Below are 23,939 nucleotides of genomic sequence, written 5' to 3' on the forward strand. Positions count from 1 at the left end.
CCCAGCTCACCAGCCCGGCGACATCAAGCGCGGGTACATGGTGGTATTCGCGGTGCAGTGCCTGAGCGAGGAAGGCTTCGCCAAGACATTTTTCCCGCCTGGGGATCGCGTGCTACGCCTCGCACGCTCTGCTCGACCTCGAACCGGTTGAGGCCTTGGGAGGAGGCGTATCGCGTGATGGCGGCCTGCGCGGTCTGGGCGGCTTCGAGCCAGACGTGCCGTTGCCGCTTGCGTTCCTCGTGATCGCTCAGCCGGTGAAGGGCGTCCCTCGCGGCGTTGGCCGCGCGCCGATATTCCACGAGTGTCTCCCACATCTCGGGGCTTACGTCGGCCTGCGGCTTCGGGTCTGGCGGCGCGGGCTGCTCGGCGGCCTGGCAAGCGATCGTTTCCAGGGCTGAGGCAGCGGGCTGTGCGGCCATGAGGCCGGAGGGCGTCGCGGTGGGCATCTGTGGCGGCTTCGGTGTGACTGCCGTGGATGACGTGGCCGTGAGTTCGGGACGGCAGGTGGGGCGGTTGCGGCTGGCCCTTGACAGCGTTCGCACGTCCTCGGGGATAGCGGGGAGCTGGCCGTCGTCGTCGAGGAGGTCTTTGTAGCGGTTGTGGTCTGCGCGGGTGGCCCAGAAGCGATGGGTCTTGTTGGGGGTGCGGAACTGGATGGGGACGATGGTGCCGGCTGCGGTGTCGCGGACCAGGTTGTCGAAGAGGACATCCTTGGGGACGGGCGTGGCGTGGTATTTGCCGCAGCGGCGGACGCCGTGGGGGCAAGGGTGGTCGGCGTGGAGATCGCAGTACCAGAAGTCCAGTTTGCGGAAGCCTGAGACGACGCGCAGGTCGCCGATCTTGGCGATGACGTGGGCGGGGAGATTGTTACTGCGGGTCCAGTGGGTGTCGTGGCGGTGTGCGTAGTCACTGCGGTCGGTGTGCCAGGCCGGGGTGATGCCGTTCTTCTCCGCCTTGGCCGCTCGGGCCCGGACACTGCGCGGGCCGTCGGTGCCGGCGGTCGAGAGCTGGACTTCCCAGCCCACGCGGACGCCGTCCACTCCCTCGATGAGAGTGTCGGTCTGGATCCAGCTGCGGCCCACGCGGGTACGCACTTCGCTGTCGCCACGGAATCCGCCCGCCTCCGCAGCCCGCAGGATCCGCTCCTGGTAGGCCTTGTGCTCGTCGCTGACAGGAACGCTGTGGCGGTCTTCGTCTTCACGCCGTTCGTGGACCGCCTCGCGGCGTCCGTTGCGCATGCGCAGATACATCGGCGCGACCACGCCGGCTTCCTGGCACACGCCTCCGCACTGCAGGTCCCGCTCCGCGACGGGAACGGCACGGGCCGAATACATCCGGTCCATGCCGTAAACCATGTCCCACAGACCCTCGTGTTCCTCGTGCCCGAGATCTTCCATCGTCAGATCAAGATGAACGCGCAGCTTCGTGTGCCAGACAATGTTCGCCACCCACTACCGCCATTCCCTCGCGAAGTGCCGTCCCCACCACGGTAAGACGCGGCACTGACAACCGGCAGAGAACAGACGCCGGGGATGCAAGGAACCAGCCGCTTCGGCACCAAGGTCATCCGAGCGGCTGGGCTTTCCCTTCGAAACACCCAGCGTCGGCGGGGGTGTTCCGTCCACCTTGTCCAAGGGAACGGATGACGTGTCGGGCCTCAGTCGCTTCCCTACACGGGGCGCGCCGAGGGCCGTTCGCTTGCCTTGGCCCAGTAGTTCGGTTCAAGCATCTCGCCAGGCCATGCGGGCTGACGGAGCGGGCCGTGAGGCCCCATCTGTTCGAAGTACGGTGCCAGGTCGATCACGGGTGTTCCGTCGACGGCATCGAGGTCGGTGACCAGGAGGTCCCTGCCTTCGACCTTGAGCAACTTCGGGTAGCTGATCGCTAGTTGGTTGGGGCGCCGGTGGTTGCGGTGGACGAAGGTACCGGTCGCCGGCCAGTTCTGGTTTCCCCGTGGACTGCGTGCGTGGAGCTGGACGTCTTCGGGCCGGGCGAGGTGGAAGCGCCAGGTCACGGTCAGGTGGGAGAACTCCTCGATTCCTTGCAGCGTTTCGAGGGGGTACGTGTCGTCGAGCCTGATGATCGATTCGACCCCGCCTTGGTAGTCGTCCTGCACGCAGGTGTGGCCGCCGATGACCGTTGCGATCGACGTGACCTCGTAGGTCGGCATCAGCGCTCGTTCCTCTCCCTGGGCGTGGCGTGTGCGGCTGCCTCCGGTCGGCGCCGCGGATCTGATCTGTGGTCAGCCTATGGCGCGCAGCATGCCTCGCGCGCGGCGGTCCAGTTCGGCGACGTGGCGGCCGCCGCGTTGCCGGACGGGCGAGAGGTCGCGCTGCATGCGGACGATGACGTCGCGGGCGCGGCCGGACTGGACGCCGGCCATGGCGTCGAGGGCTTGGTTCCAGGTGGCGCATGCCTCGTCGAGGCGTCCCTGCTGGACCTGGACGGCGCCGAGGTAGCCAAGGGTCACGCTGTGGGTGCGGGCGTATTGCTGGCGGCGCCGGGTGGCGACGCTGCGCTGGAAGTGGATCTCCGCGTCCAGCGGCTGACCCATGTCGCGCAGGGCGCAGGCGGTCTCGTGGGCCAGGGAGGCTTCCTGGAAGAAGCCCACGCGGCTGGGGGCGCTGTGGTTGTCGGCGCGGGAAAGGTCCCGCTCTGCGCGGTTGATGGCCGCGAGGGTGCCTGCGCGGTCACCGTCTGCCGCGAGGGCTCGGGCGTGAACGATGGCGAGCAGAGCCTTCTCGCGATGGCTGGCCTGGCTGTAGCGGTCGCGGGACATGGATGCGTCGGCCAGGGCAAGTGCTCGACGAGGATGTCCGAGGTCTACAGCTTGGTGCGCGAGGGCGCGCAGGATGTGGCCGCCGAGCGGCCCGTCGCCCGCTTCGGCTGCGATGCGGGCGGCGAGAGTGAGGTAGCGCTGGGCGGTTCGGTGCTCGGAGGCGTCGAAGGCCATCCATCCGGCGAGGTAGGTCATCTCCGCCACGGCCGAGTATGTGTCGCGGCGGAGCTGATCCGTGCGGAACCTGCTGCCGAGCAGGGGCACCGCTTCGTCGCGAAGGTGGCCGGCGAGCGCTGAGCGGCCGGAGGCGCCACCGCGCTGCTGATCGCGCGCGGAGTAGAACGTCGTTAGATTATGGATATCGTCGATATCGGCCTGCGTCACCAGCCTCGGGGAAACTGCTGAACGCTCGGCCGCCGTGGCCGGAGCGGCTGCCCACCAAGAGGCGGTGGGCAAGACGAGACCGGCGGCCGAGTACGCAGTGGTCGCCAACATCTTGCGTCGGTGCATATCGAGATCGTCGCTTCCCAACTCGGCCAGCACGGTCACGGGCTCGACGCTCCAGTCGGAACCGCTGTCGGTTTGGCCGTTGGCTTCACCATCCAGCCCTAGGTCGGCCAGGGTGAGGCGGCGGCCGAGCCTGCGGGACAGCGTCTCGCGAAGGATATGGGGCGCCTGACCGCTCGGCTGCGTGCCCTGCACCCACATGGCGATGTGCGAGCGGGAGATGGCGTCCAGCTCACGCACCCCGCTCTCCGCGGCTACTCGGGCGACCGCTGCCGCTACTTGTGGCTGGGACCAGCCTGCCTCGCGCAGAAGTGCAGCGAGGGCGACGTTTCGCGCACGGCCCATGGGCTGCCCCTCGGTTCCGAAATGATCTTTGACGCCTTTGACGGCCTCGATGGCCGTGCCGGCATACCCCTCAGTGGGGATTCACGGTTCGCTCAACGTAGCGGCGGGTCACTCACATTGCGCGACAGGCGTCGCCCCCGCTACGGCGATTCTCGCTCAACTTTGCTGGAGATGAACAGGAGTTGCATCATGCGCCTCTCGATGGCTCCCCGCCGGGACACCTGTCCACGCGTTGATCCCAGCAGGGAGGATCACGTCACGGTCGGGCCCGGTTCGCCGCGCAATCAGACGGTGGCCGTGGCAGAGACGGTGGCCCTCCTGCTGGACAAGGATTCGTCGCTGCCGGAGACAGCCGCCGATTGGAAGGCCTCGCGAGGCTCCCGCGTGGCCATGCCAACCGGCTCGGTTCTCGCTGGGTGCTCTGCTGCTTTGACCGACACGGAGGCCGCAGCCCTCGATCGGCTCCCGCCTCCCTGAACCTTTGTCCCAGGTGGGCCGCAGTCCTTTTCGCCGCACGCCTGATCCGAGTCACCGCCGTCGCAACCCGTGAGGCCGTGTGCTCCACGTCGTCTGCCGATCGAAGGAGGGCATCATGCCCCAGCCCACGCACAGGCCAGACACCGGCCGGATCGTCATACTCGGGGCGGGACCATGCGGTCTGGCTTGCGCCGACGAGCTGACCCGCCTCGGCCACCGCGACTTCCTGCTGCTGGAGTCCGCGGCCGCCCCGGGCGGGCTCGCCTCCTCCGTAGTGGACGCGGCCGGCTTCACGTGGGACCTGGGCGGCCACGTGGTCTTCTCCCACTTCGGCGAGTTCGACCGGCTGCTGGCCGATCTGTTCACCGCTGAGGAACTGCTGAACCACGACCGCTCCTCCTACATCCGCTACGGCGACAGATGGATGCCCTACCCCTTCCAGCACCACCTCCATCACCTCCCGCCAAAGGACGCTACGGCCTGCCTTCGCGATCTCCTGGTCGCATGTCCCAACGACAGCGGGGAATCCGCGGCACCGGCGGACTTCGCGACGTGGCTGGGCACCATGTACGGGCAGGCCCTGGTGGACCGCTTCTTCGCTCCGTACAACACCAAGATCTGGGCGACACCGCTTGAGGACATGAGTTCAGCGTGGGTGGCCGAGCGGGTGGCCCCTGTAGATGTCGAGGAGATTCTGGCCGCGTTCGTCGGTGCCGCAGCGCCCGCGCGCCGGTGGGGCCCGAACGCCACCTTCGCCTTCCCCGAGTCCGGCGGCACCGGCGAAATCTGGCGCCGGCTCGCCGCCCGCATCGACGCCGGCCGCCTGCGCACCCGGGCGCACGTGGTCGCCGTCGATCCCGGCTCCCGCACCGTCGTCCTCGCCGACGGCGAGAAAGTCCGCTATGACCACCTGGTGGCCACCGGCCCGCTGGATCAGCTCGCTAGCATGACCGCCACCTGCCCGGCTTCGCTCCGGACTGCCGCCTCGAGCCTGCGGCACACCACCGTGGCAATGGTCGGCCTGGGCTACCAGACGCCGACCACCGACAGCCGATCCTGGCTCTACTTCCCGCAACCTGACATCCCCTTCTACCGGGCCACGAACTTCAGCAAGTACGCGCCCGCCAACGTCCCCGGCGCCGACACGGGCACCTACAGCGCCTGGATGACAGAGACCTCCCTCGCCGCCGGCCAGAGCCTCGACCGCCATACTCTGGTCCGCTCCTGCGACCAGGCGCTTCGCCGTCACGGCCTGGTGCCCGAGCACACGCCGCTCGCCAGCACTCACGTCGAGGTGATCCCGTATGCCTACCCAGTCCCCACCCTGAGGCGGGACGAAGTCCTGGCGCGGGTAGTGCCGTGGATGGAAGCCCACGGTATCTACCCTCGAGGCCGGTTCGGGACCTGGCGCTACGAGATCGGCAACATGGACCACGCGGTCAAGATGGGCATCGACATCGCCCGCCGCATACTCAACGGAATGCGCGAGGAACTCCTCGCCTCCGTACCCAACCTGCTCGCGTGCCGGGTGGAGTGCCGGTCGTGACCAACGCCAAGACGGCCACGATACTTTTCGCCGGACACCGCTTCCGCATCGTCACCGACCTCACCTTCGACGCCATCCAAGAGCGGTACCTTCGGACCTTCGTCCCCGAGCACCAGCTCGCCCCACCGTGCGGGGAGGAGACAACAGTCCGTGTCCGCCACGACGCGGACTACTTCCAAAACCGGATGGCCCGCGCCGCAGGCGCCCCGTCGCTGACCGTGGTCCCGTTCCGCGAAGAGCCGTACCGCTCCTGCCAACTCGACCAGATCACCTGGTGGCAGCCCGCTCCAGACACTCACCTGCCCCAGGACCACCTCTATGCCCGGGATACGGCAGGGCGGCTATCCGTGCTCCTGAACCCTGGATCCGAGCGCAGCGAGCGGTATCTGATGCGCGTCGTCCGCGAAGTCGTCATGCGCTGCGCCGAGAACCGCGGCTGGACCTCTTTTCACGCCGCAGCCGCCGCACTCGACGACCAAGGCGTGCTCATCGCCGCTCCCTCCAGGGCAGGTAAGACCACCGTTCTGGCCGCGCTGGCCGCCCACCACAGGGCCGATCTGATCGCTTCCGACCGGGCGCTGATCACCGCCGACGCCGACGTGGTAGCCGGAGTACCAATCTCCGTCCGGATCGGCGGCGGCACCCTGTCCGCGGTCACCCCGCGCGAGGGCCTGCCGAACCCGCGCACCCTGCCCGAAGCCTTCGGCAGCACCCGCAAAGCGGCCCTGACCCCACGCGAGTTCGCCCGCGCCTTCTCCTCCCGTGTACAGGAGACGGCGCCACTGCGGCTCGTCGTCATCCCACAGCTTTGCGAGGAAGACCGCAAGCTGAGCAGCCGCATCCTCGGCTCGGCGCAGGCCCGCACCGCTCTCACCACCGCGTGCTGCACCCCGCACGACGAGGACTGGCTCGAGCCCTGGTTCGCCGTCCGGACCCGGCCGGTCGACGACCTGGCCTGCCGAGCCGCATCCGTCATCGAGAGCCTCATCGCCACGGTGCCCGTCATCGCGATCAGGGCTGGCGTGCACAGCCCTGACCTGATGGAACGGATCGCCGACACGGTGGCGGGGAGGCTCCCGTGACGCTCAGCCGCATAGCCCTGGTCGGACCGGTCGCCTCGGGCAAGTCGACGCTGTGCGCAGCGATCTCCGCTCACACCGGTCTGCCCGGCATCGACCTCGACGAGTTGTTCTGGGGGCCCCAGTGGACACCCCTGGACACGCCCGTCTTTCACAAGGGCGTCCGTGACCGCCTCGCCGGACCATCGTGGATCGCGGACGGCAACTACGGCGGCGAAGTCGCCGAGATGCTCTTGGACCGCGCCGAGCTGGTCCTGTGGCTCGACCTGCCGCTGCGCGTCTGCCTGCCCCGGCTGGTCAACCGCTCACTACGCCGGGCCGCCACCGGCGAGAAACTGTTCGCCGGAAACCGGGAGACGTTCCGCCACCTGCTGGCCCCGGACTCCATCCTGCGTTGGGGGCCTCTGCACCACCACCAGCACCGCCACCGCTGGTCCGATCGGCTCCACCCAGACCGCACGGCCGGCCTGACTGTGGTGCACCTCGACCGACCCGCCGACATCACCCCGCAGCTGCGCCGGCTCAGCCTGCTGCCCGCAACAGAGAGGAGACGTACGTGATCGCCTCCGTCGTCCGCGTGCCGTGGCACACCACCCACGGCGGCTACGACCGCCTGCTGGACCACCTGCCCGAAGTCTGCCGCATCACCCCGCCCCGACACCCAGGCGCACGGCTGGCCTTCACCGCTGCCCACCGCGTGCTCGGCCCCCAGTGCCCGCTGCCGTTCTACCCCGCCGAACACTTCGCCACTGACCTGCGGGTCCTCGCCTCCAGCCAGCCGGCGCACGTCCTGTACGGGGACGAACAGTTCTGGTTCTCCCGCCACCGCACTGGCCCGACCGCCGTCACCTACCACCAGCCGCCCGACCAACTCGCACGGTTGCTGCCCATGCGGGTATGGCAGCGCCTGGCCGCGCGGGCCGAGCAAATCATTGTCCTCGACCCCCATCAGCAAGCGTTCTTCAGCAACCTGCTCCCTGACGAGCGCGTACACCTGGTGCCCCACGGCATCGACACCACCGCCTTCACCCCCGCCGGCGCACCATCGGAGCCCGGCCGGCCGCTGGTGCTGACCGTCGGCTGGTGGCTGCGCGACTTCGACACCCTCGACGCCGTCCACCGCCTCCTGCACTGCCGCCACGGCGAGGGGATCGAGCTGACCGTCGTCACCCGGCAGGCCGCCGCCCGCCCCTGGCACCCGGCCGCCCGCGTTCTCGAAGGGATCAGTGAGAAGGAACTGATCGGCCTGTACCGGCGGGCGGCGTTCTTACTGCTGCCCCTGACCGGGGCGAGCGCCAACAATGCGCTGTTGGAGGCACTCGCCTGCGGTACCCCGGCCGTAGTCACGGACATCGGCGGCATCCGGCACTACACCGGAAACGGCCCGGCAGCCATCCTCGTCCCGTCCGGCAAGGTCCCGGCTGCGGCCGAAGCCGCCGACAAGCTCCTTACCGAGTTGGGCACCGCCGACCACACCGCGCGGCGCGTGGCCGCGCGGGAGCGAGCCGAGTCCTTCGCCTGGCCGCTGGTCGCCGACCAAATGCGCACCGTCTACCGCCTGTTAGGGGAATAGTGAGTGCTCTGGACGTGTGGCTGAACGTTGTGGTGCCGATCCTCGTGACTGGGCTGCTGGCCCGCGCGGTCTGGGCCGCCCTCGCGGTCGAGGCGAGTGCGCAGTGGCTGCTGTCCGCCGCTGTCCGCCGCCGCCCCGCCGAGGATGGGGAGGCGCCGTGGCTGGTGGTGCTGCTACCGATGCTGCGTGAACAGGCCGTCGCCGCCCAGTCGATCGCCGCGTTCACCGGGCTTGACTACCCCACCGGCCGGGCGGCCGTCGCGGTCATCACCACCGAACGCGAGCACACCACCCGCGCCCAGCACCGCAGGCGTCTGCCGGAGCTCGCGGCGCTGCCCACGCTCACTGCATCCCGGCTGCGAGGCCTCTTCCACGCCGCCCGCTGCCCCGCCGTTGCCGACACCGTCAACACCGCACCGCCCGACGAACGCCTGGCCGTGCTGGCTGAGCGGTTCGACGCCGAGCCGAGCACCGCGGACATCGTGACCGCCCTGACCACCGGCCCCACGAGCGGGCTGCCGCTGGTGCACCTGCACCAGCCCGACGTCGGCGGCCGGAAACCCGGACAGCTCAACTTCGCCCTCGACTGCCTCCGCGACGTGCTCGGGCCGCTCGGCTGGCGTGAGGATGCCCACGCCCACGACACCTTCATCCTGGTCTACGACGCCGACGCCGTCCCCGGCGCAGCCACCCTGACCGCCTTCGCCGACGCCGCCGTAGCCCACCAGACACGCACCGGCCGGGTGCCGGCACTGATCCAGCAACAGCGGCTCCCTCTGCTCATCCGCCGCCCCTTCCCACGCGGCATGGCTGGCTTGCTGCTGGCCGAGGAGTGGGTCTACCAGCTGCGGCGCTCCCTCGGCATCGAACTCGCCCGCGTACGCCTGCACCGGTGGCTCACTTACTCCCGGCTCCCGGAGCCGGTCCGGATGTGGCTGCGGCCGATGGTGTACGCCGTCGGGTGCGGCATGGCCGTCCACCTCCCCGCCCTGCGCAGGCTCGGTGGCTTCCCCGAACCGATGGAAGACGTCTGCACTGGGCACCGTCTCTCCCTCCTCGGTGCCGACTTCGCGCCATCCACAGCACTGGTCCTCGACGAGCCCTACACCGACGCGGCCGGACTGACCAACCTCCACGCGCTCGCCTTCACCTCCTCCGCCCGGCCCGACCTCCACGCCCGAGGGGTCGCTCACCTGCCCAGCGCCCTGCCGCGGCTGGCCAGGGCCGCCCTGATACTGCGGGAGTGGGCGGACGAAGCCGCCTGGCTCGTCGGCGCACCGTTGCTGACCGCCGCCGTGGCCAGCTCCTGGTGTGCAGCCCCTCTCTGGGCCGGGCTCGCCGCGGCCGGCGTCCTGCTCCATGGCCCCATCACCACTGCCCGGCTGCTCGCCCTGGCCCCGGCTCTGCACCACAGCGTTATCCCGCCCGCCGCCACCGAGCCACCGCCACGCACTGCCCGAGCGCATCCAATCGCGCTCGTCGCGGCCAGCCCCCTCCAGCCCTTCGTCCGGCTGGCCGGGCCCTGGCGGCTGATCTGGGCCAAGGCCACGGGACGCCGCCTCAGCTTCGGTAAGACTGAACGCTGAACACCTCACCCCCCGAGCAAGAGTGGGAGCCCCCGTGGCTGAAACCGTGACCACGACCATCCGCAACGCGGCCAAGGCCGTCGTCCTCCATGACGGCCGTGTCCTGCTCCAGCGCGCCCGCTGGGAGGGACAGGACTGCTACTTCCTTCCTGGTGGCGGCCAGCACCCCGGCGAGGACCTCGCGGCCACGGTCCGCCGCGAGGTCCACGAGGAGACCGGCCTGGATGTCACGCCCGAGCGCCTGCTGTGGCTGCGCGAGTACATCGGTGCCCATCACGGCGGCGCCCCGAACGACCACCGGGTTGAAGCGATCTTCCTGTGCCGACCCCAAGGCGTCCCGGGCCGGCTCGGCGGGCACGCCGAAGACGACGTACAGACCGGGCTGGAATGGGTGGAGCTGGAGAAGGTGCCTGGCCTCAACCTGCTGCCCCAGGGCCTGCGGGGTCCGATCGCCGACCTCGCCCACGGCGACCCTCCCACCCGCTACCTCGGCGACATCGCCTGACGGTGAGAATCGACGGCCGCGTCCCCGACGACGCCACCGAAATCACTACCGGCCAGGCCAACCGCGTCTGGCAGATCGGCGGACGCGAGCCGTACATCCTCAAGCACTACAGCGACCCTGCCCGTGCCGCCAACGAGGCCACCGCCCTCGCCCTCCTCACCCACCACCGGGCCCCGAGCCCCCGCCTGCTGCACGCTGACGTCGAAAGGCAGCCGGCCTGGACCGCCCAGAGCGTCGTCCAGGCCGAGCCCGTCCCCGCCGACCAGTTCCTGGATGAACTCGTCGGCCCCCTCGCCGCAGTCCATGCCATCCCCGGAACACACTTCGGGCGCCTCGCCGGAGCCGCCCGCCACCGCACCTGGCGCGACTACCTCCACGACCGTCTGAACCTCTACACAGCCACGGCACCCGCTCTCGTCACGGTCGCGGCAGCCCTCCGCCAAGACCTCGACCGAGTGAATCTCGACATCGAGCCCCGGCTGCTCCACCACGACCTTCAGCCCGGGCACCTCGTCCGCGTCCCGCAGGGCCCACGGCTACTGCTGGACTGGGAACTCGCCGCTTTCGGCGATCCGTTGTCCGACCTCGCCCGACTCGCCGTACGTCTACGGATACTCTCGCCTCTGTCCGTTCTCACCCATGGGCTCACTCCAGCCGACCAGCGTCGCCTGGACCTGTACTGGCGTCTCCACCTCCTCGCCGATGCGGCTCTGACCACCGACCCGGAAGTCCGCGCACACGCCCTGGCCCTCACCACCAGCACCATCACATGATGTGAACAGCCGCGGGCCCATCACCGGCCATCGCGACCAAAGCGAGCTGTCTCGTAACGCACCGTGGGGCAGAATCCTGGTAACCGTCCGCGAAGGGGGAGTTGATCCGGGTGCGGTCCAGCCAACAGATGCGCGACTTCGGCGTCGTCCAGTACGGCGCTCCCATCCTGGCCGAGACCGCCCGCCCCTTTGGACTCCCTGACGAGCAGGAGGGCGCCGACACCGTCATCGGCCAACTCCTCGACACCGTGGGACGTATCCGTCGCACGCACGACTCCTCCGGTAAGGGCCTGGGTCTGGCCGCCCCGCAGATCGGCATCGGCCGGGCCGCAGCCGTCGCCCAGCCGCCCGGCGCCGACCCGATCGTGCTACTCAACCCACGTATCACTGCCACTTCCACCGAGATGGACGAGAAGTTCGAAGGATGCCTGTCGTTCTTCGACGTACGGGCCCCGGTTCCCAGGCCCCTGCGGATCACCGTCGAGACGGTGACGCCGGCCGGCAGCACCGCGACTACGGTCTATGAACGGGGCGAGGCCCTGCTCATCGTGCACGAGATCGATCACCTCGACCGTCTTCTGCTGCTGAATCGGATGCGGCCCGGCGTGACCCCGATCCCCGTCGAGGAGTACCGCAAGACGGCCGAAGGCACCGGCCGGGCCTGGTCATTCGAATAGAGGAGGCTGGGCACGACCATGGCCAGGCACGCACGTCCCGGACCGCCGGATCAGCCGTCCCAGGCGATACCTAGCATCGACCCCAACGACCCGCTCGCTGCCTACCAACGGCGCAGGCGCGCGCCGATGGACATCTACCGTCGGCACCGACCCGTCGGCGGCGGGGCCACTCACGTGCGGCCCGAGGAACCGCGGATCCTGGAGTCCTGGGACGGCTTCGCATACGTGCCCGAAGGCAGTGCGCCGAACCTCGCGTCCGCGCAAGCCTGGGCAGTTGGCGGACCTGTGTAAACGACAGCGAAAGCCGGGCTCCGGACTGCCTACTCGCCCCTAGGTCGTGTCCGCAAAGTCAGGGGAGCCAGAGTCGTAGGCAGGCGAGGGTGACCAGGGCCTGGTAGTGGCGGGCGCGTTTGTCGTAGCGGGTGGCCAGGGCTTTGTTGTGCTTGAGCCTGTTGAAGCAGCGTTCGACGACGTTGCGCCGGCGGTAGGCCGCGCGGTTGAGCCGGCACCGGCTCTCGCCTCGCCGGATACGGCCGTTGATCTGGTCGATCCGCTCGGGGATGGCGGCCTTGATGCCTCGTCGGCGGAGATAGGTGCGGATCTTCGTGGACGAGTAGCCCTTGTCGGCGGCCACCAGTTCCGGCCGGGTGCGAGGACGGCCCGGCCCGCACCGCTCGATGCGGATGCGGGCCATGACCTGCTCGAACTGAGTGCAGTCGTTGACGTTGCCAGCGGTGAGGGTGAAGGCCAGGGGTCGCCCCCGGCCGTCGCAGGCGAGGTGGATCTTCGTGGTCAGTCCGCCGCGGGACCGGCCGATCGCCTCGCCCGGCCAGGGCCCCCTTTTCGGGCCCCGGCGGCATGCTGGTGGGCCCGCACGGTCGTGGAGTCGATGCATACGATCGACCAGTCGACGGCTCCCACGGCGTCGGAGTGCTGTTGGACGTGGGCGAGCAGGCGGTCCCAGGTGCCGTCCGCCGACCAGCGGCGAAAGCGTTCGTAGACGGTCTTCCACGGCCCATAGCGCTCGGGCAGATCCCGCCAGGCCGCGCCGGTGGACAGCTTCCACCAGATCCCGTTCACCACTTGGCGGCGGTCCCGCACCGGCCGGCCCATCCGGGGAGGGGCCAGCAACGGTTCGATCACCGCCCACGACTCATCGCTCAGCTCATGACGACGCACCACGAACCGACCAACGAGCAAGCGACTTTGCGGACACGCCCTAGAGCCTTTCCTTCGGATCATGTCGCTGACCAGATGAAGATGGCGGCGAGATGGAGTCCGGCGAGGTAGATGGTGGCTGTCTTGTCGTAACGAGTGGCCAGGCCGCGCCACTGCTTGAGCTTGTTGATGCACCGCTCGACGGTGTTCCGCAGTTTGTAGGCCTGGCGGTCGAAGGCCGGCGGGCGGCCGCCGCGTCGGCCGAGCCGCTTGCGGTTGGCGGCCTGGTCGGCGGGCTGCGGAATCACCGCCCGGATCCCGCGCCGTCGCAGATGACGGCGGATCGCCCGGGACGAATACGCCTTGTCGGCCAGGACCGCATCCGGAGTGATCCTGGGGCGGCCGATCCGCCGGGGCACCCGTAACCGGGCCATGACTTGCTCGAATGCGGGTGCGTCACCGGCCTGTCCAGGCGTGAGAACGAACGCCAGCGGCCTGCAGCGGCTGTCGGCGGCGAGATGGATCTTGGTGGTCAGTCCGCCGCGGGATCGTCCGAGGGCATGGTCGGTCGGCTCGCCGGCCGGGGCCCCTTTTGACGGGCCCCGGCGGCGTGCTGGTGGGCGCGGACGACGGTGGAGTCGACGGCGACGACCCAGTCGAGGTCGCCTCGGCGTCGGCCTGGGCGAGCAGGGCGGTAAAGACCTTCTCCCAGGTGCCGTCGGCCGCCCACATCCGAAGCCGGTTGTGGGCGCCCTTCCACGAGCCGAAGTGCTCGGGCAGGTCCATCCACGGCGTCCCGGTGCGGTACTTGAAGGCGATCGCGTCGATCACCTGCCGGTGATCACGCCACCGGCCTCCCCGCTTCGGCGTTCGGTCCGGCAGCAGCGGCTCGATGCGTGCCCACTGGGCGTCAGTCAACGACACACATCAACCAACGATCCGATGATCTGAAGGAAACGGCCTAGACTCGTCTGCAACCAGCCAAGGCCGATCCGGGCGCACCAAGCAGCGCAAGCCTGAAGATGGAGATTCCCGAATTCGGTCCGGTCCCAGTCCTCAGGCCGAACCTCCCCGCCCGGCCAGACAGGTAGCTTGGCGCCCCTCGAACTCGCTCTCCCCGTGGAGGACCGATGTCCAGTGCCGCCCCCAAGACTCCAGTCGAGTACTGGGACACGTACAGGCCGCATCACGGCGGGGACCTCCAGCCGCGCCCGGCGGCGGCACGCTTCGAGTGGACGGGCATTGCGGGGCATGGGCCCGGTTCGGAGTTCCTCGGCTCGCCGACAACCGCCCTGGACCTGGGGCCGGCGGAGGGAGAGAACGCCGCCTTCCTCGCCCGCAACGGCGTCCACGTCACCGCCGTGGACTTCTCTCCCGTCCAGGTGAACAGAGCTCGGAGCTTCTGGGCCGACCTCCCCGGGCTGGAATTCGTCCACGCCGAGGCCTGCACATTCCTCCGTGACGACCTGCGCCAGTGGGGCGCCATCTACTCGACGTGGGGCGCTGCGTGGTTCACCGACCCAGAGGATCTCTTTCCTTTGGTCGCCAAGCGGCTACAGCCCGGCGGTGTCTTCGCGTTCTCCCACCGCGAGCCGATCACCGGCCAGCACGGCGCGCAGAAGATGAGCGGGAAGTGGCTGGAGGGACGCGAGGCAGAGCTGACGGTGTACCGGTGGCAGTACACCGCGCAACAGTGGGCTGACATCCTGAAGCGCCACGGCTTCATCGACATCGACGCACGGATCTTGCCCGATCCCGAGCCAACGGCACTGGGCACACTGCTGGTGCGGGCCTGGTACGCCGGACGTCTCTCAAGATACCGATTCGCTGCGAACCCGCACTTCAGGACAAGGTGAGTGGTTCGCTGACACCGTCAAGCTCCAGCAGACGGCTGCGAGGCCGATGCATGGGTAATCGACTGTTCCATTTGTAGCAGGTACTGCACCAGTGTCGCCGCGTAGACAGGAGAGTCAGGGAGGGCTGCCGACGCCCACCTTCCGGAACCCCTCCTTCGCAAGGGATCTGCACCCGGGAACGCTCGACGGTCATCACACCCGGCTGAGTGGCAGGCTGCACAAGAGGACTGCGCAGCCCGCCCACCAGTCCCCAGGGAAGCCCAGCCAAGGCTCCGCGCCTGTGAGGGAACCGGTCATGTGAGTAGGGGCAGAAGGACTCCCAGGAGGGCGACGAACAGCGTCATGACGCTGAAGGCCACGAAACTCCCGCGGTTGATCGACTCTGAGACAGGGGCGCCTCCCCAGCGCGCGACGCCGAACGCGACACCCCCCATAAGTAGGGCGAACAGCAGGCCTGTAGCCAGGGCGAGCATGAGGAGTACGAGGTCATGGATGCTCACTTGGCACGCCCCGGCTGTTCGTGGGTGCCGTTCACGTGCACAGGTCGCAGCGACGTGCACAACTGCTTTTCGTGGACCCCCCGGTGGGAGGGACGAAAGGGCTGAGAGGGCATTTCCGCTCCATGGGTTAAGCCGGTTGGATAGGGTCCGATCACACCGGTGTCACGCATGGTTGCGGCAGGCCGCACCTGCACATTGCCGCAGGCCAGCGCAAGTTGCCTGGGCTGCAACACGAGGAGGTGAAGGTCGTGGGTGAGAGGCTCCCGCAGCGGCGCGGACTCGCTGAGCTCGACGAGAACCTCTCCATCGAGGTGCAGCGATGCGCACAGCGCCTGCGCGAGCTGCACGAACGAATGGACCTGCCCTCGTACGAGGTGGCGGAACGGCTGAGTGACGAGGGCATGCGCGTGGACAAGACGCGCCTGTCGAAGTTCCTAAACGGGCGCGAGGTCCCCCGTCATGCGCTGGCGGCACGGTTTCATCGGGTCCTGGCCGAAGAAGAGGGCACCGAGGTCGACCCGCAGGAAGTGTCGTTGACGCGCACACTGATGTATGAAGCAGCCCGCGCGAGCGGAGCCGCGCTGAAAGCGCGGGAACACAAACTTGCTGAGGCAGCCGAAGCGATCGAGCAGGAACGGCAACGCACGGCCCAACAGCTGACCTCTCTCAACAGCGAACTGGAGGCCGAACGTCGGCTGCGGCAAGAGGCCGAGGAAGAACTCAAGGATCTGTCCTCCCGGACCGAAGAGCAGATCGCCGCCCTCCAGGCGCAGCGCGATGCCGCGCAGCGGCGCATCGACGAGCTCCAGGACCAGGTCGCACAGGCCGAAGCGCTCCTGCGCCTGCAACGCAGCGAGGCGGCCATGATGACGCGGGCAGCAGCCGAAACGGCAGCGGAGCTCGCCCGGTGGGAGCAGGCGCCTCCGCGCGCCGCTGCGATGAACGTAATCGCAGAACGCTTCGTCGAACAGGTGGCTCAGTGGCGGGACCAGGACGAGGACCAGACGGCAGAAGCAGCGATCGAGCACCTGAGCCAGACCGAACCGCTCACCACAGCACGAGCAATCTGGAACCAGTTCCACAGCTCCCAGCGGATGTTTGACCAGCAGCGCATGATGACGGCGATTGCGCGCTTCGCGGACCCTCTGGAGCTCTACCGTTCTGTAGGCATGATCTCCTCCGGCAAGATCCACAGCAGCGACTGGACCGGAAATCTGATTGCCGCGCTCGCAGACCACGCCCCTCCCGAGACCGTGCGACGCTTCCACAAGGCCGCTCGCGAACGTCACAACACCAAGCTCGTGGCCACGCTGAATCGGCAGCTCGTCAAACGGCAGTCACGGGCCGCCCGAAAGGCCCTCATCAAGGGCTCCCCCGCCCTTCGCGAGGAGCTGAAGACCTGGCGGCGAGAAGAGGCCAAGGAACGCGCTTCAGACATCGCGTCTGCACTTCTGACGCCCTTTATCCTGCCGATCTTGAAATATCTCGACCGCCGTGAACGTCGGCAGCGGGAAAAACAGGACGCCGCAGCACAGGCGCATGAGCAAACATGACGAACATCTGAACTACCGCCCTGGTCGCCCAAACCATAGGGGACGGACCGCATCGCCTGGCTGGCCTTGAGGGGTGGGAAACTGCGTCCTTTGACCTCGCCGGCGAGGCCACCCAGGTCGCGAACCGGCTGCACGGGCTGCTGACGCAGATCCATCCGTCGCTGGAACGGGTGTTGCGGCCGCGGTTGCAGCACCCGTCCGTTCTCACGCTGCTGGAACGGTTCGGGTCACCGGCCCAGATACGCAAGGCGGGCCGTCGGCGGCTGGTCACGCTGCTGCGGCCGAAGGCGCCGAGGATGGCGGAGCGGCTGGTCAAGGAGATATTCACCGCGCTGGACGAACAGACCGTCACGGTCCCGGGGACCAAGGCGGCCGCGTTGATCGTCCCGAGCCTGGCCGGCTCGCTGACGGTCATCCTCACGCCGTGCCACCAGGACGGCTGCTCTACGATCCGGCCGAACAACAGATACGCCTCTCGGAGCCTCGAGCCCGTCTGAGCTGTACGTGGACGAAGCCAAGGGGCGCGGCCTTCAACCGTCTCTCACAGATCCTGTCCATGCTGATCCGTACCGTAAGACCGTGGTTTCCAGGATGGAGGCGACAGCGCCGGTACTCAGTAACCAGCGGCTGGCGAGTGCGACGTCGTTGGGCGCGGGGCGCCCGGCGCGCAGGTGCAGGGTGCGGATGGCGGCGCGGAGTGTTCGGTAGCTGGCATGGGAGGTTCGTCGAGATCCACTGCCGGGCCGCGGTCTTTCTCGCTGAGCTTTTCAGACTCCCGGAGACTTCGCAGGACGTCCGGGTCGGCACCACAGGCTCGGGCGAATTTCGCCCTCGCCCTCCTACTTGTCATGGACCCTGTCCGGCGTCGGCCCGCCTGGAGGCGATGACACTCGGGCACCGTGCCGGCCACGGCTGGAGTCAGACGTTCCTCAACACCCGCTTCGGGGAACGGATCGAAGCCGCGGACGGCGGCAGCGCCCACACCACCCGCACGGGGCCGCCGCCGGACAAGGCTCGGGGGATGTGGCTGGACCACTTGCATCCCGGCTTCGTGCGGAACTGGGCCGCCGACCACCTGGTCATCGGCGCGCCCGGCTGCGGCTCCTGGGCCACCGCTCGCCCGGACGACACCGGGACCTGCATCCTGCACGGCGACAAGGCCGCGCTGACATCACCCCGCGAACGGGCCAAGTACACTCCGCGGTCCGCCCTCATAGGGGTCCTCACGCGTACGTCCAAGCCGAACGACACGTCGTTCGCCCCGCTCAGGTCAGCTGCTCGCCTCCCTCGGCCTCGGCCAGAGCGCGCCGCTCATCCATCGCGAAGCCCAGCCGCTCCGCCTGGACCTGGACATCGGTCCACAGGGACAGCGTCGTGAGCGAAGTCCACGGTTCAGTCCGTTCTGGGTCATCGAGCAGCACCGTCTCGGTGTAGCCGTCAAACCACGCCTCTCCGCGGGCCCGGCCGTCCGCCCAGGCCCGGTCCTTGAACCACAACCTCTTGATGGTCGACTCCAGCAGCCGTGCGTGGAGTCCCACCTGGAAAGTAAGAGTTTGTGCGACCTCCCAGCCATTGTTGATGTGGCTCTCAAGGCGCTTGTTGTGCGGGGCGTCCTCACAGATGCCGATCTTTACTATCTCCGGATCCGAGCGATGAAGGAGGTAGATTAGGCCCGGCGCGTCGTCCTTGAAGCCGGTGAGCTTGCACTTTTGGGAGTTGCAGGCGCCCTGGCCCCGGTAGAGGTTGCCCAGGCGGGCCTCTACCTCGGCCCCGCACTCGATGCACGTCCCCGGCCAAGGGGTATTCGTGCTCTTGAATGTGTGCAGATCATCGGGAAGAAAACGGTAGGAGAGGGCGCGGTCCCATGCCTGCTCCGGGGTCAGCGGAGTGTTGGGCGCGCAGTGTATGCACGCTCCTTGACCGTTTCGGACATCGTTCAGACGAGGGGTCACATCCTTGTGACACCGGCGGCATTCGCCGAGCCACGGTATGTCGACGCCAGGGTAGGGCACCTTGGGCTCGACCAGCCCCGAGTCCACCATCATCTTGAAGGCATCATCGGGGTGGATCTCCTTCTTGGAGCAGAAACGGCAGGCCATGCCGCCGGCCCGAACCACCTTCATGAGTACCTTGATCGGATTGCCCTCGCGTGGGCAACCGACGTTGAGGCAACGACATGCCCATCCCTTGGAGTTCTTCTCGTACGGCTCCAGCGGCTCGATGTTGGCGGCTACAACGCTCTTCGCCAGCTCGTCCTCATCGAGACTGAACTTCTTTGCACGCTCCTTGTCAGCACACGGGCGACACCCCCGGGGTGCATCCCCGTGTCGCTTGGCCTTCGTGGAAATGCTGTCGTACGTCGGGTCAATGTCCCCCTGGCACCTCATGCACGTACTCTCCCAGGGCGTCTTGTTCGAGGTAAACGGCACCTTCGAGTCGCACCCGTTCCGAAGCATGAGCTGCCGCGCATCTTCCGGGTCAGTCGCACGTCCTGATACCAACTTGTCCATCCCTCAGTCAGGTTGCAGGCCACGCTCGCCCCGCAATGACTCTACGGGCGACCACCGACAGAGACCGGGCGCTGCGACCCTTCCCGTCCGACTGTTGCCGTCCGTGGCGCCACCCACGCGGATCCGGAAAGACAGGAGCGCAGCGACCGCACCCTGGCGCGCCTGCGATCCCAACGCCGCAACGGACGGACCACATCGAACGCAGGCACGTGCCCGACGACACCCAGCAGGCGATCCCAGCCGTCCCGAGTCCGGCGACCGGAGGTGGACCACACGAGCACCACATGCACCTGCTCGGGCGGTACTACCGCCAAGTGGAAGCAGGCCGCAAGACGATCGAAGCGAGGGTGGCTACCCCTCATAAATGCGCCGTCACAGTCGGTGACACGGTCGTCTTCCGCGACCGGGACACCGGGCCAGAACCCGACGTCATCGTGAAGCGGGTCGCCGCGTACCACTCCTTCGAGGATCTGCTCAGCTCGGAGGACACGTGCGTATCGGACGGGCCGCATGGAGAGCTACCCGCCAACCTCCGCAGCATCTACCCGCTCCCTGTGCAGGGACCTCCAACCGCACAAGCAGCGACGGATGAAGTGTGGGGTAGTCAGGCCGGGCGGGTTGGCCTGCGGTGCTGGCCTCTTCAGTCTCCGTTGCGGTTCCTTCGCCGGCGTGCGGACTCGAGTTCTCTTTGCAGCTTGCTCAGCAGAGTCGGGTCCAGGTCGAAGTCATAGGACTCGAGCCCGAGCACATCAAGATCGCGGCGGAGGAAGGTGCCCAGGAGGTTGCGCCAGGCATAAAGGTCCTCGGGCTCAGGCCCCCCTGTCGCTGCCCAATTGCGACAGCATTCACGAAGGCCGAGCAGAGCACCTCGTGTGGTGGCGTCGGCGCATAGACCGCCGGCGGAGTAGAGCCAGTTGTTGAGCTGCTGGGCCACCTCGCCGGCGACTTGGGGGGTGACCGCGTCCGGGCTGGCGTGTGACAGCGGCGCGAGGCCTCTGTGCGCCTCGGGGTAGGTCGCCATTCGTGATTTATGGAGTTCGAGTGACCATGCGACCTTGAGATCGGTCAGCCACCTTCGGTGCTCCCTGCGGATCTGTGTCAGGGACAGGAGGGCGCTTCCACCTCCAACGAGCAGGGCTACGAAACCTGATATCAGTGCCGTCGTGATCTGCTCCATGCGATTCACCTCGTGCGGGTTTGCGTGATGGCGCTGTCGAAGAGCGGCGTTGCCTAATCCTCGTCCAGCGTCGTTTCCAAGTCAGCGAGATCTCGCTTCTCTGCACGGAGTCAACCCACACGATCAAGGTGGTCCGGCGGGCGGGGAGGCGGCGCGCGAGTCGGCGGCATCAGCTCGCTCGGTTCAGACGAAGGCCTTTTGTTGGGCTGGGCAGCCTGGGCACTGAGCGTGGAAGATCGCGCCGTGACCATCACCGGGCGTGCTGTAGAGGTCGAAGGAGCAGGCGCAGAGGACCGACCCGCACCGCCCGCGTTTGGAATCCGGTCAGCGTCTGAAGTTCTCTGCCCTGATTGGGCAGTTGAAGGGAACCGGTATCTGCCTGGGCCCGGGGCAGGCTCACGGACGTCGAGCAAGCGGAGCGAGCAGACCGTCGCCGGGCCACAGGTCCTGGTCAGCCACGAGGCTGGCGAGGAGCGTGCCCACTTCGGCCAGCGCGGCGGCCCGTTCTTCGGGGCCGTAGTCGATGAACTCGTCAGTTGCGGCGTCGAAGGCGCGCACGTGGCTGACCGGACTGGTGCAGACGAGGGCGCGCGCGATCTCGGGCAGGCCGAGGCTGAGGGCATCGCAGTCGCCGGAGTGGACGAGCTGTACCAGGTCGGTGGTTACGCGCTCCCAGTCGCCGACGGCCGGCCAGTCGACGCCGCCGCCCAGTTCGTGGGTGAGGGTCGACAGGGGAACGATCTCGTCCGGCTGCCGTCCTCGGGTAAGGAGGTCGTGGATCCGGACACCGTCGGGCTGGCACACCTGCGGGTGGAGCAGAGAGCCGGCGGCGACGACGGTGGTGTTGATCTCCTGAGTTCCGGGGCCGGGGTAGTACGGCGCGTGCGCGAAGAGCAGGTACACGTTCTGCTTGCGGGCGGGGCTGGGTTCGGGCTGGGGCATGAGGAGGGTTCCTTCCAAGGGTGGTGCGCCGGGAACGCGGTGAGGTGCTGGGGGTGGCGTCGACCGAGCGCCCGGTGGGTACGGGCCCAACTGCGGCCCGGGCTCACGGGTCAGGTCGGTGTTGGCCGTTCCGTGCTTGGATGCCGGGCGCATCTGGGCCACTTGGTGGGCGAGTTGGAGCATCAGCCGCTCGTAGGCGATGCGGCGGTCCGGGGCGGAGCGGGTGTCCTGGGCCTGGAGGAGGCCGGCGGCATCCCAGAGCAGGTTGTGGCCGAGTTCGGCCGAACGGCGCAGTTCGTAGCGGTCGCTGCCGGCGGCGGCCTGGACGAGCGAGGTGTGCAGGGCGGCGAGGCGCTGCAGGTAGCGGCAGGCATCGTCGCCTTCGACGATGTGGACGTGTTCGCCGGCCCAGATGTCCAGTCGGTCGGGCAGGTGTTCGGCGAGCAGCGGGGCGAGGAGCATCGCCGGGCAGGGCGACGTCGACGGGGACTGCGTGGCTCATGGCGACCAGGCTGACGAGCGCGGCGACCGCGGCGGAGAACCGCAGGGGCCCGGGGACGCTGTTCAGGGTGATGCGCTGGGCCGGGCGCCTGGTCAGCCAGCGCAGGGCTAGGCGCTGCGTACGGGTGGCGGCTGGAGTGAGGACCGCGATCCGATGGGGGAGCTCGGGCGGACTGCCGTCGCCGGGGACGGTCCAGGCGAGCCAGCCCCAGGGGGTGCGCTCGTGGACGAGCACCAGCTCGCAGGCGGCCGAGCATGTGTGGTCGCGGACGTGGCCGGCCCGCAGGGCACGGGAGCGTTCTCTTTCCCACCGTCCCGGGTAGCGGGTGAAGGGGCGCTCGTGGTGCGCGGCCGCTGCCGGGGGTGGCGTGTGGAGCGTGGCTGTCACGGGCTAATTCCTTCTGGTTGGGCGGTGAGGGCGGAGGCGCACGTGGTGCAGCGGCCGTCGCCGTCGGGGTGGGCGCGCCTGGGTGTGGGGCCGGGGCAGGTGCGGCAGAGCGGCCAGCCGAGGCAGGCCGGGCAGAGGTCCTCGCCGGGGGCGGTTCCGGGAACGCCGCAGCCGGCGCATTCGGTCAGGGCCCGGTAGGTCAGGGCCTCGCTCACTGTGCGCGCGGCCGCGGAGCCGGTCGTCGGCTGCGGCGGCGGGTCGTCCCACACGGGCTGGTCGTGGTGGTCGGCCGCGCGGGTGGGCGGCGGGTAGGCCTGGGCGGCGCGCAGGCGGGCGGCGATGATCGCGCCGACCGAGGTTCGCACCGGATGGGGCAGGGGCCGGGCAGCGATGACGTGCCGCAGCTGCTCGCGGCTCCAGCCGGATTCGAGCATCACGGTCACGACGCGGCCTTGGTCGGTCAGCGCCTGCCCGGTCAGCAGCAGCTCGGGGCGAGCCGCCCCGAGGTCGAGCAGCAGCAGGATGCCCGGGTGCATCTCATCCGCCGCGGGCGCGGCCGGCGGCGACGGCAGCGGGTCCGGCCGGTCCGTCCGTCCGGGTGCTCGCGACGCGTCGCCGCGGCACGGACGGAGGGGGCTGGTCTTCTGCTGAGTGGTCTTCTTTCTGTTGGTGTTCTTAGTGGACCGATCAGCCAACGTAGGGTCATCCACTGGTGGAAAACCCGACTCTGGTTGTGACCTGCTGCTTTGCAGAGCGGGCAGGTCGGTGATGAAGTACGCGGCCGCGCCGAGGGTGCCGTCTGGGCCGCGCTCGCGTTCTCGGACCAGGAAGCCGTGCTTCTCCAGCTCCTTCAGCCCGCTCTTGACGGCTGAGTCTCCGTCGCGTCCACGGCGGGCGATGTCGGCAACCGTCATCCGCCAGCCGTCCCGGTGCGTGGAGAGCAGTCCGAACAGGCCCTTGGCCTTGAAGGACAACCGGGTGTCGCGGAAGAGCCCGTTGGCGATCTGGGTGAACTGATCGGCCGCCATAACGCCCCGCCGGATCCCCGCCGGGGGGCCGCCGGCGTGCTCGGCCTCGGGAGCCGTGACCACCAAGTCGGCTTCGATCAGTGCGATGTCCAAGGCGGCTGACCGGTCCGTGATGCAGTAGACGACCTCGCCCAGGGTGCCGTCTGGGCGGCGCAGGCGTTCACGGATCAGGTAGCCGTGTGCCTCGAGCTCCTGTAGGCCGGTGCGTACCGCTTCGCGTCCGTCCGGGCCCAGGCGCACGAGGTCGGTGACCGTCACCTGCCAGCCGTTCCTGTGCGTAGAGACGTACCCGAAGATCCCCTTGGCTTTGAACGACAGCCCGGAATCACGGAACAGCGCGTTGGCGATCTGGGTGAACTGATCGGCCGCCATGACGCCCCGGCGGATCCCCGCCCCGAAACGGCTCACCGCCGTGTCCCTGACGCATGCCGCGCGCAGTGGACACGGCGGCACACCGGCCCCGCCGCGGTGGGGCGGCC

The 23,939-nt window shown here is 68.6% G+C and carries 19 protein-coding genes and 3 pseudogenes; 12 read left to right on the forward strand and 10 right to left on the reverse strand.

Annotated features, from left to right (window positions below):
• Positions 1-23 precede the first annotated feature (23 nt).
• From OG736_RS44685 to OG736_RS44695, 3 genes are all read right to left on the reverse strand, one after another.
• Positions 24-1,448, reverse strand: coding sequence for a hypothetical protein (locus OG736_RS44685; protein WP_327187920.1), 1,425 nt, complete (start codon positions 1,446-1,448; stop codon positions 24-26).
• Between the two features lie 221 nt (positions 1,449-1,669).
• Positions 1,670-2,170, reverse strand: coding sequence for an SAM-dependent methyltransferase (locus OG736_RS44690; RefSeq protein ID WP_327187921.1), 501 nt, complete (start codon positions 2,168-2,170; stop codon positions 1,670-1,672).
• 72 nt (positions 2,171-2,242) lie between these two features.
• A complete protein-coding gene (locus OG736_RS44695; protein ID WP_327187922.1) occupies positions 2,243-3,631 on the reverse strand; it encodes an NsdA family TPR-like regulatory protein in 1,389 nt (462 codons plus the stop codon).
• Positions 3,632-4,223: 592 nt separating this feature from the next.
• Between OG736_RS44695 and OG736_RS44700 the strand changes: the two genes are divergently transcribed.
• The 9 genes from OG736_RS44700 (at position 4,224) to OG736_RS44740 (ending at position 12,138) form a co-directional block, all read left to right on the forward strand.
• A complete protein-coding gene (locus OG736_RS44700; RefSeq protein WP_327187923.1) occupies positions 4,224-5,654 on the forward strand; it encodes a protoporphyrinogen/coproporphyrinogen oxidase in 1,431 nt (476 codons plus the stop codon).
• On the forward strand, positions 5,651-6,736 hold the full coding sequence (locus tag OG736_RS44705) for a hypothetical protein (RefSeq protein WP_327187924.1): 1,086 nt from the start codon (positions 5,651-5,653) through the stop codon (positions 6,734-6,736). The genes OG736_RS44700 and OG736_RS44705 overlap by 4 nt, the downstream gene beginning before the upstream one ends.
• On the forward strand, positions 6,733-7,293 hold the full coding sequence (locus OG736_RS44710) for a P-loop NTPase family protein (RefSeq protein WP_327187925.1): 561 nt from the start codon (positions 6,733-6,735) through the stop codon (positions 7,291-7,293). Before OG736_RS44705 ends, OG736_RS44710 begins: the two co-directional genes overlap by 4 nt.
• The gene (locus OG736_RS44715) at positions 7,290-8,306 is read left to right on the forward strand and encodes a glycosyltransferase family 4 protein (RefSeq protein WP_327187926.1); all 1,017 of its coding nucleotides are present in this window, start codon (positions 7,290-7,292) and stop codon (positions 8,304-8,306) included. Before OG736_RS44710 ends, OG736_RS44715 begins: the two co-directional genes overlap by 4 nt.
• On the forward strand, positions 8,306-9,892 hold the full coding sequence (locus OG736_RS44720; protein WP_327187927.1) for a hypothetical protein: 1,587 nt from the start codon (positions 8,306-8,308) through the stop codon (positions 9,890-9,892). Before OG736_RS44715 ends, OG736_RS44720 begins: the two co-directional genes overlap by 1 nt.
• A gap of 34 nt (positions 9,893-9,926) precedes the next feature.
• On the forward strand, positions 9,927-10,397 hold the full coding sequence (locus tag OG736_RS44725; protein ID WP_327187928.1) for an NUDIX domain-containing protein: 471 nt from the start codon (positions 9,927-9,929) through the stop codon (positions 10,395-10,397).
• Positions 10,398-10,399: 2 nt separating this feature from the next.
• Positions 10,400-11,170: a phosphotransferase family protein gene (locus OG736_RS44730; RefSeq protein ID WP_327187929.1), complete on the forward strand. Its 771-nt coding sequence runs from the start codon at positions 10,400-10,402 to the stop codon at positions 11,168-11,170.
• A gap of 110 nt (positions 11,171-11,280) precedes the next feature.
• Entirely contained in the window at positions 11,281-11,847 is a 567-nt protein-coding gene (locus OG736_RS44735) for a peptide deformylase (protein ID WP_327187930.1), read from the forward strand.
• Positions 11,848-11,865: 18 nt separating this feature from the next.
• Positions 11,866-12,138, forward strand: a complete 273-nt coding sequence (locus OG736_RS44740) for a DUF6087 family protein (RefSeq protein ID WP_327187931.1) — start codon at positions 11,866-11,868, stop codon at positions 12,136-12,138.
• 58 nt (positions 12,139-12,196) lie between these two features.
• Here the strand turns inward: OG736_RS44740 and OG736_RS44745 are convergent.
• A pseudogene (locus OG736_RS44745) lies at positions 12,197-13,026 on the reverse strand (IS5 family transposase).
• A gap of 59 nt (positions 13,027-13,085) precedes the next feature.
• Positions 13,086-13,929, reverse strand: a pseudogene (locus tag OG736_RS44750) (IS5 family transposase).
• A 206-nt stretch (positions 13,930-14,135) separates the two neighbouring features.
• Here OG736_RS44750 and OG736_RS44755 point away from each other — a divergent pair.
• Positions 14,136-14,861, forward strand: coding sequence for a class I SAM-dependent methyltransferase (locus tag OG736_RS44755; protein WP_327187932.1), 726 nt, complete (start codon positions 14,136-14,138; stop codon positions 14,859-14,861).
• Between the two features lie 293 nt (positions 14,862-15,154).
• Here the strand turns inward: OG736_RS44755 and OG736_RS44760 are convergent, their stop codons facing one another.
• Positions 15,155-15,361: a hypothetical protein gene (locus OG736_RS44760; RefSeq protein ID WP_327187933.1), complete on the reverse strand. Its 207-nt coding sequence runs from the start codon at positions 15,359-15,361 to the stop codon at positions 15,155-15,157.
• 248 nt (positions 15,362-15,609) lie between these two features.
• Between OG736_RS44760 and OG736_RS44765 the strand changes: the two genes are divergently transcribed.
• Both OG736_RS44765 and OG736_RS44770 read left to right on the forward strand, forming a co-directional pair.
• Complete coding sequence (locus OG736_RS44765) at positions 15,610-16,914, forward strand: hypothetical protein (protein WP_142270150.1); 1,305 nt, start codon at positions 15,610-15,612, stop codon at positions 16,912-16,914.
• 92 nt (positions 16,915-17,006) lie between these two features.
• Positions 17,007-17,330: pseudogene (locus OG736_RS44770) on the forward strand (IS110 family transposase); the annotation flags it as partial.
• A gap of 849 nt (positions 17,331-18,179) precedes the next feature.
• Here the strand turns inward: OG736_RS44770 and OG736_RS44775 are convergent.
• The 4 genes from OG736_RS44775 to OG736_RS44790 all read right to left on the reverse strand — a co-directional run bounded on the left by OG736_RS44775 (position 18,180) and on the right by OG736_RS44790 (position 23,868).
• Complete coding sequence (locus OG736_RS44775) at positions 18,180-19,424, reverse strand: hypothetical protein (protein ID WP_327187934.1); 1,245 nt, start codon at positions 19,422-19,424, stop codon at positions 18,180-18,182.
• Positions 19,425-20,064: 640 nt separating this feature from the next.
• Positions 20,065-20,601: a hypothetical protein gene (locus OG736_RS44780; protein ID WP_327187935.1), complete on the reverse strand. Its 537-nt coding sequence runs from the start codon at positions 20,599-20,601 to the stop codon at positions 20,065-20,067.
• A 396-nt stretch (positions 20,602-20,997) separates the two neighbouring features.
• Positions 20,998-22,005, reverse strand: a complete 1,008-nt coding sequence (locus tag OG736_RS44785; RefSeq protein WP_327187936.1) for a hypothetical protein — start codon at positions 22,003-22,005, stop codon at positions 20,998-21,000.
• Positions 22,006-22,428: 423 nt separating this feature from the next.
• The gene (locus tag OG736_RS44790; protein WP_327187937.1) at positions 22,429-23,868 is read right to left on the reverse strand and encodes a hypothetical protein; all 1,440 of its coding nucleotides are present in this window, start codon (positions 23,866-23,868) and stop codon (positions 22,429-22,431) included.
• Between the last annotated feature and the right edge of the window lie 71 nt (positions 23,869-23,939).

The organism is Streptomyces sp. NBC_01334, from assembly GCF_035983595.1.
Taxonomy (GTDB): Bacteria; Actinomycetota; Actinomycetes; order Streptomycetales; family Streptomycetaceae; genus Streptomyces; species Streptomyces coriariae.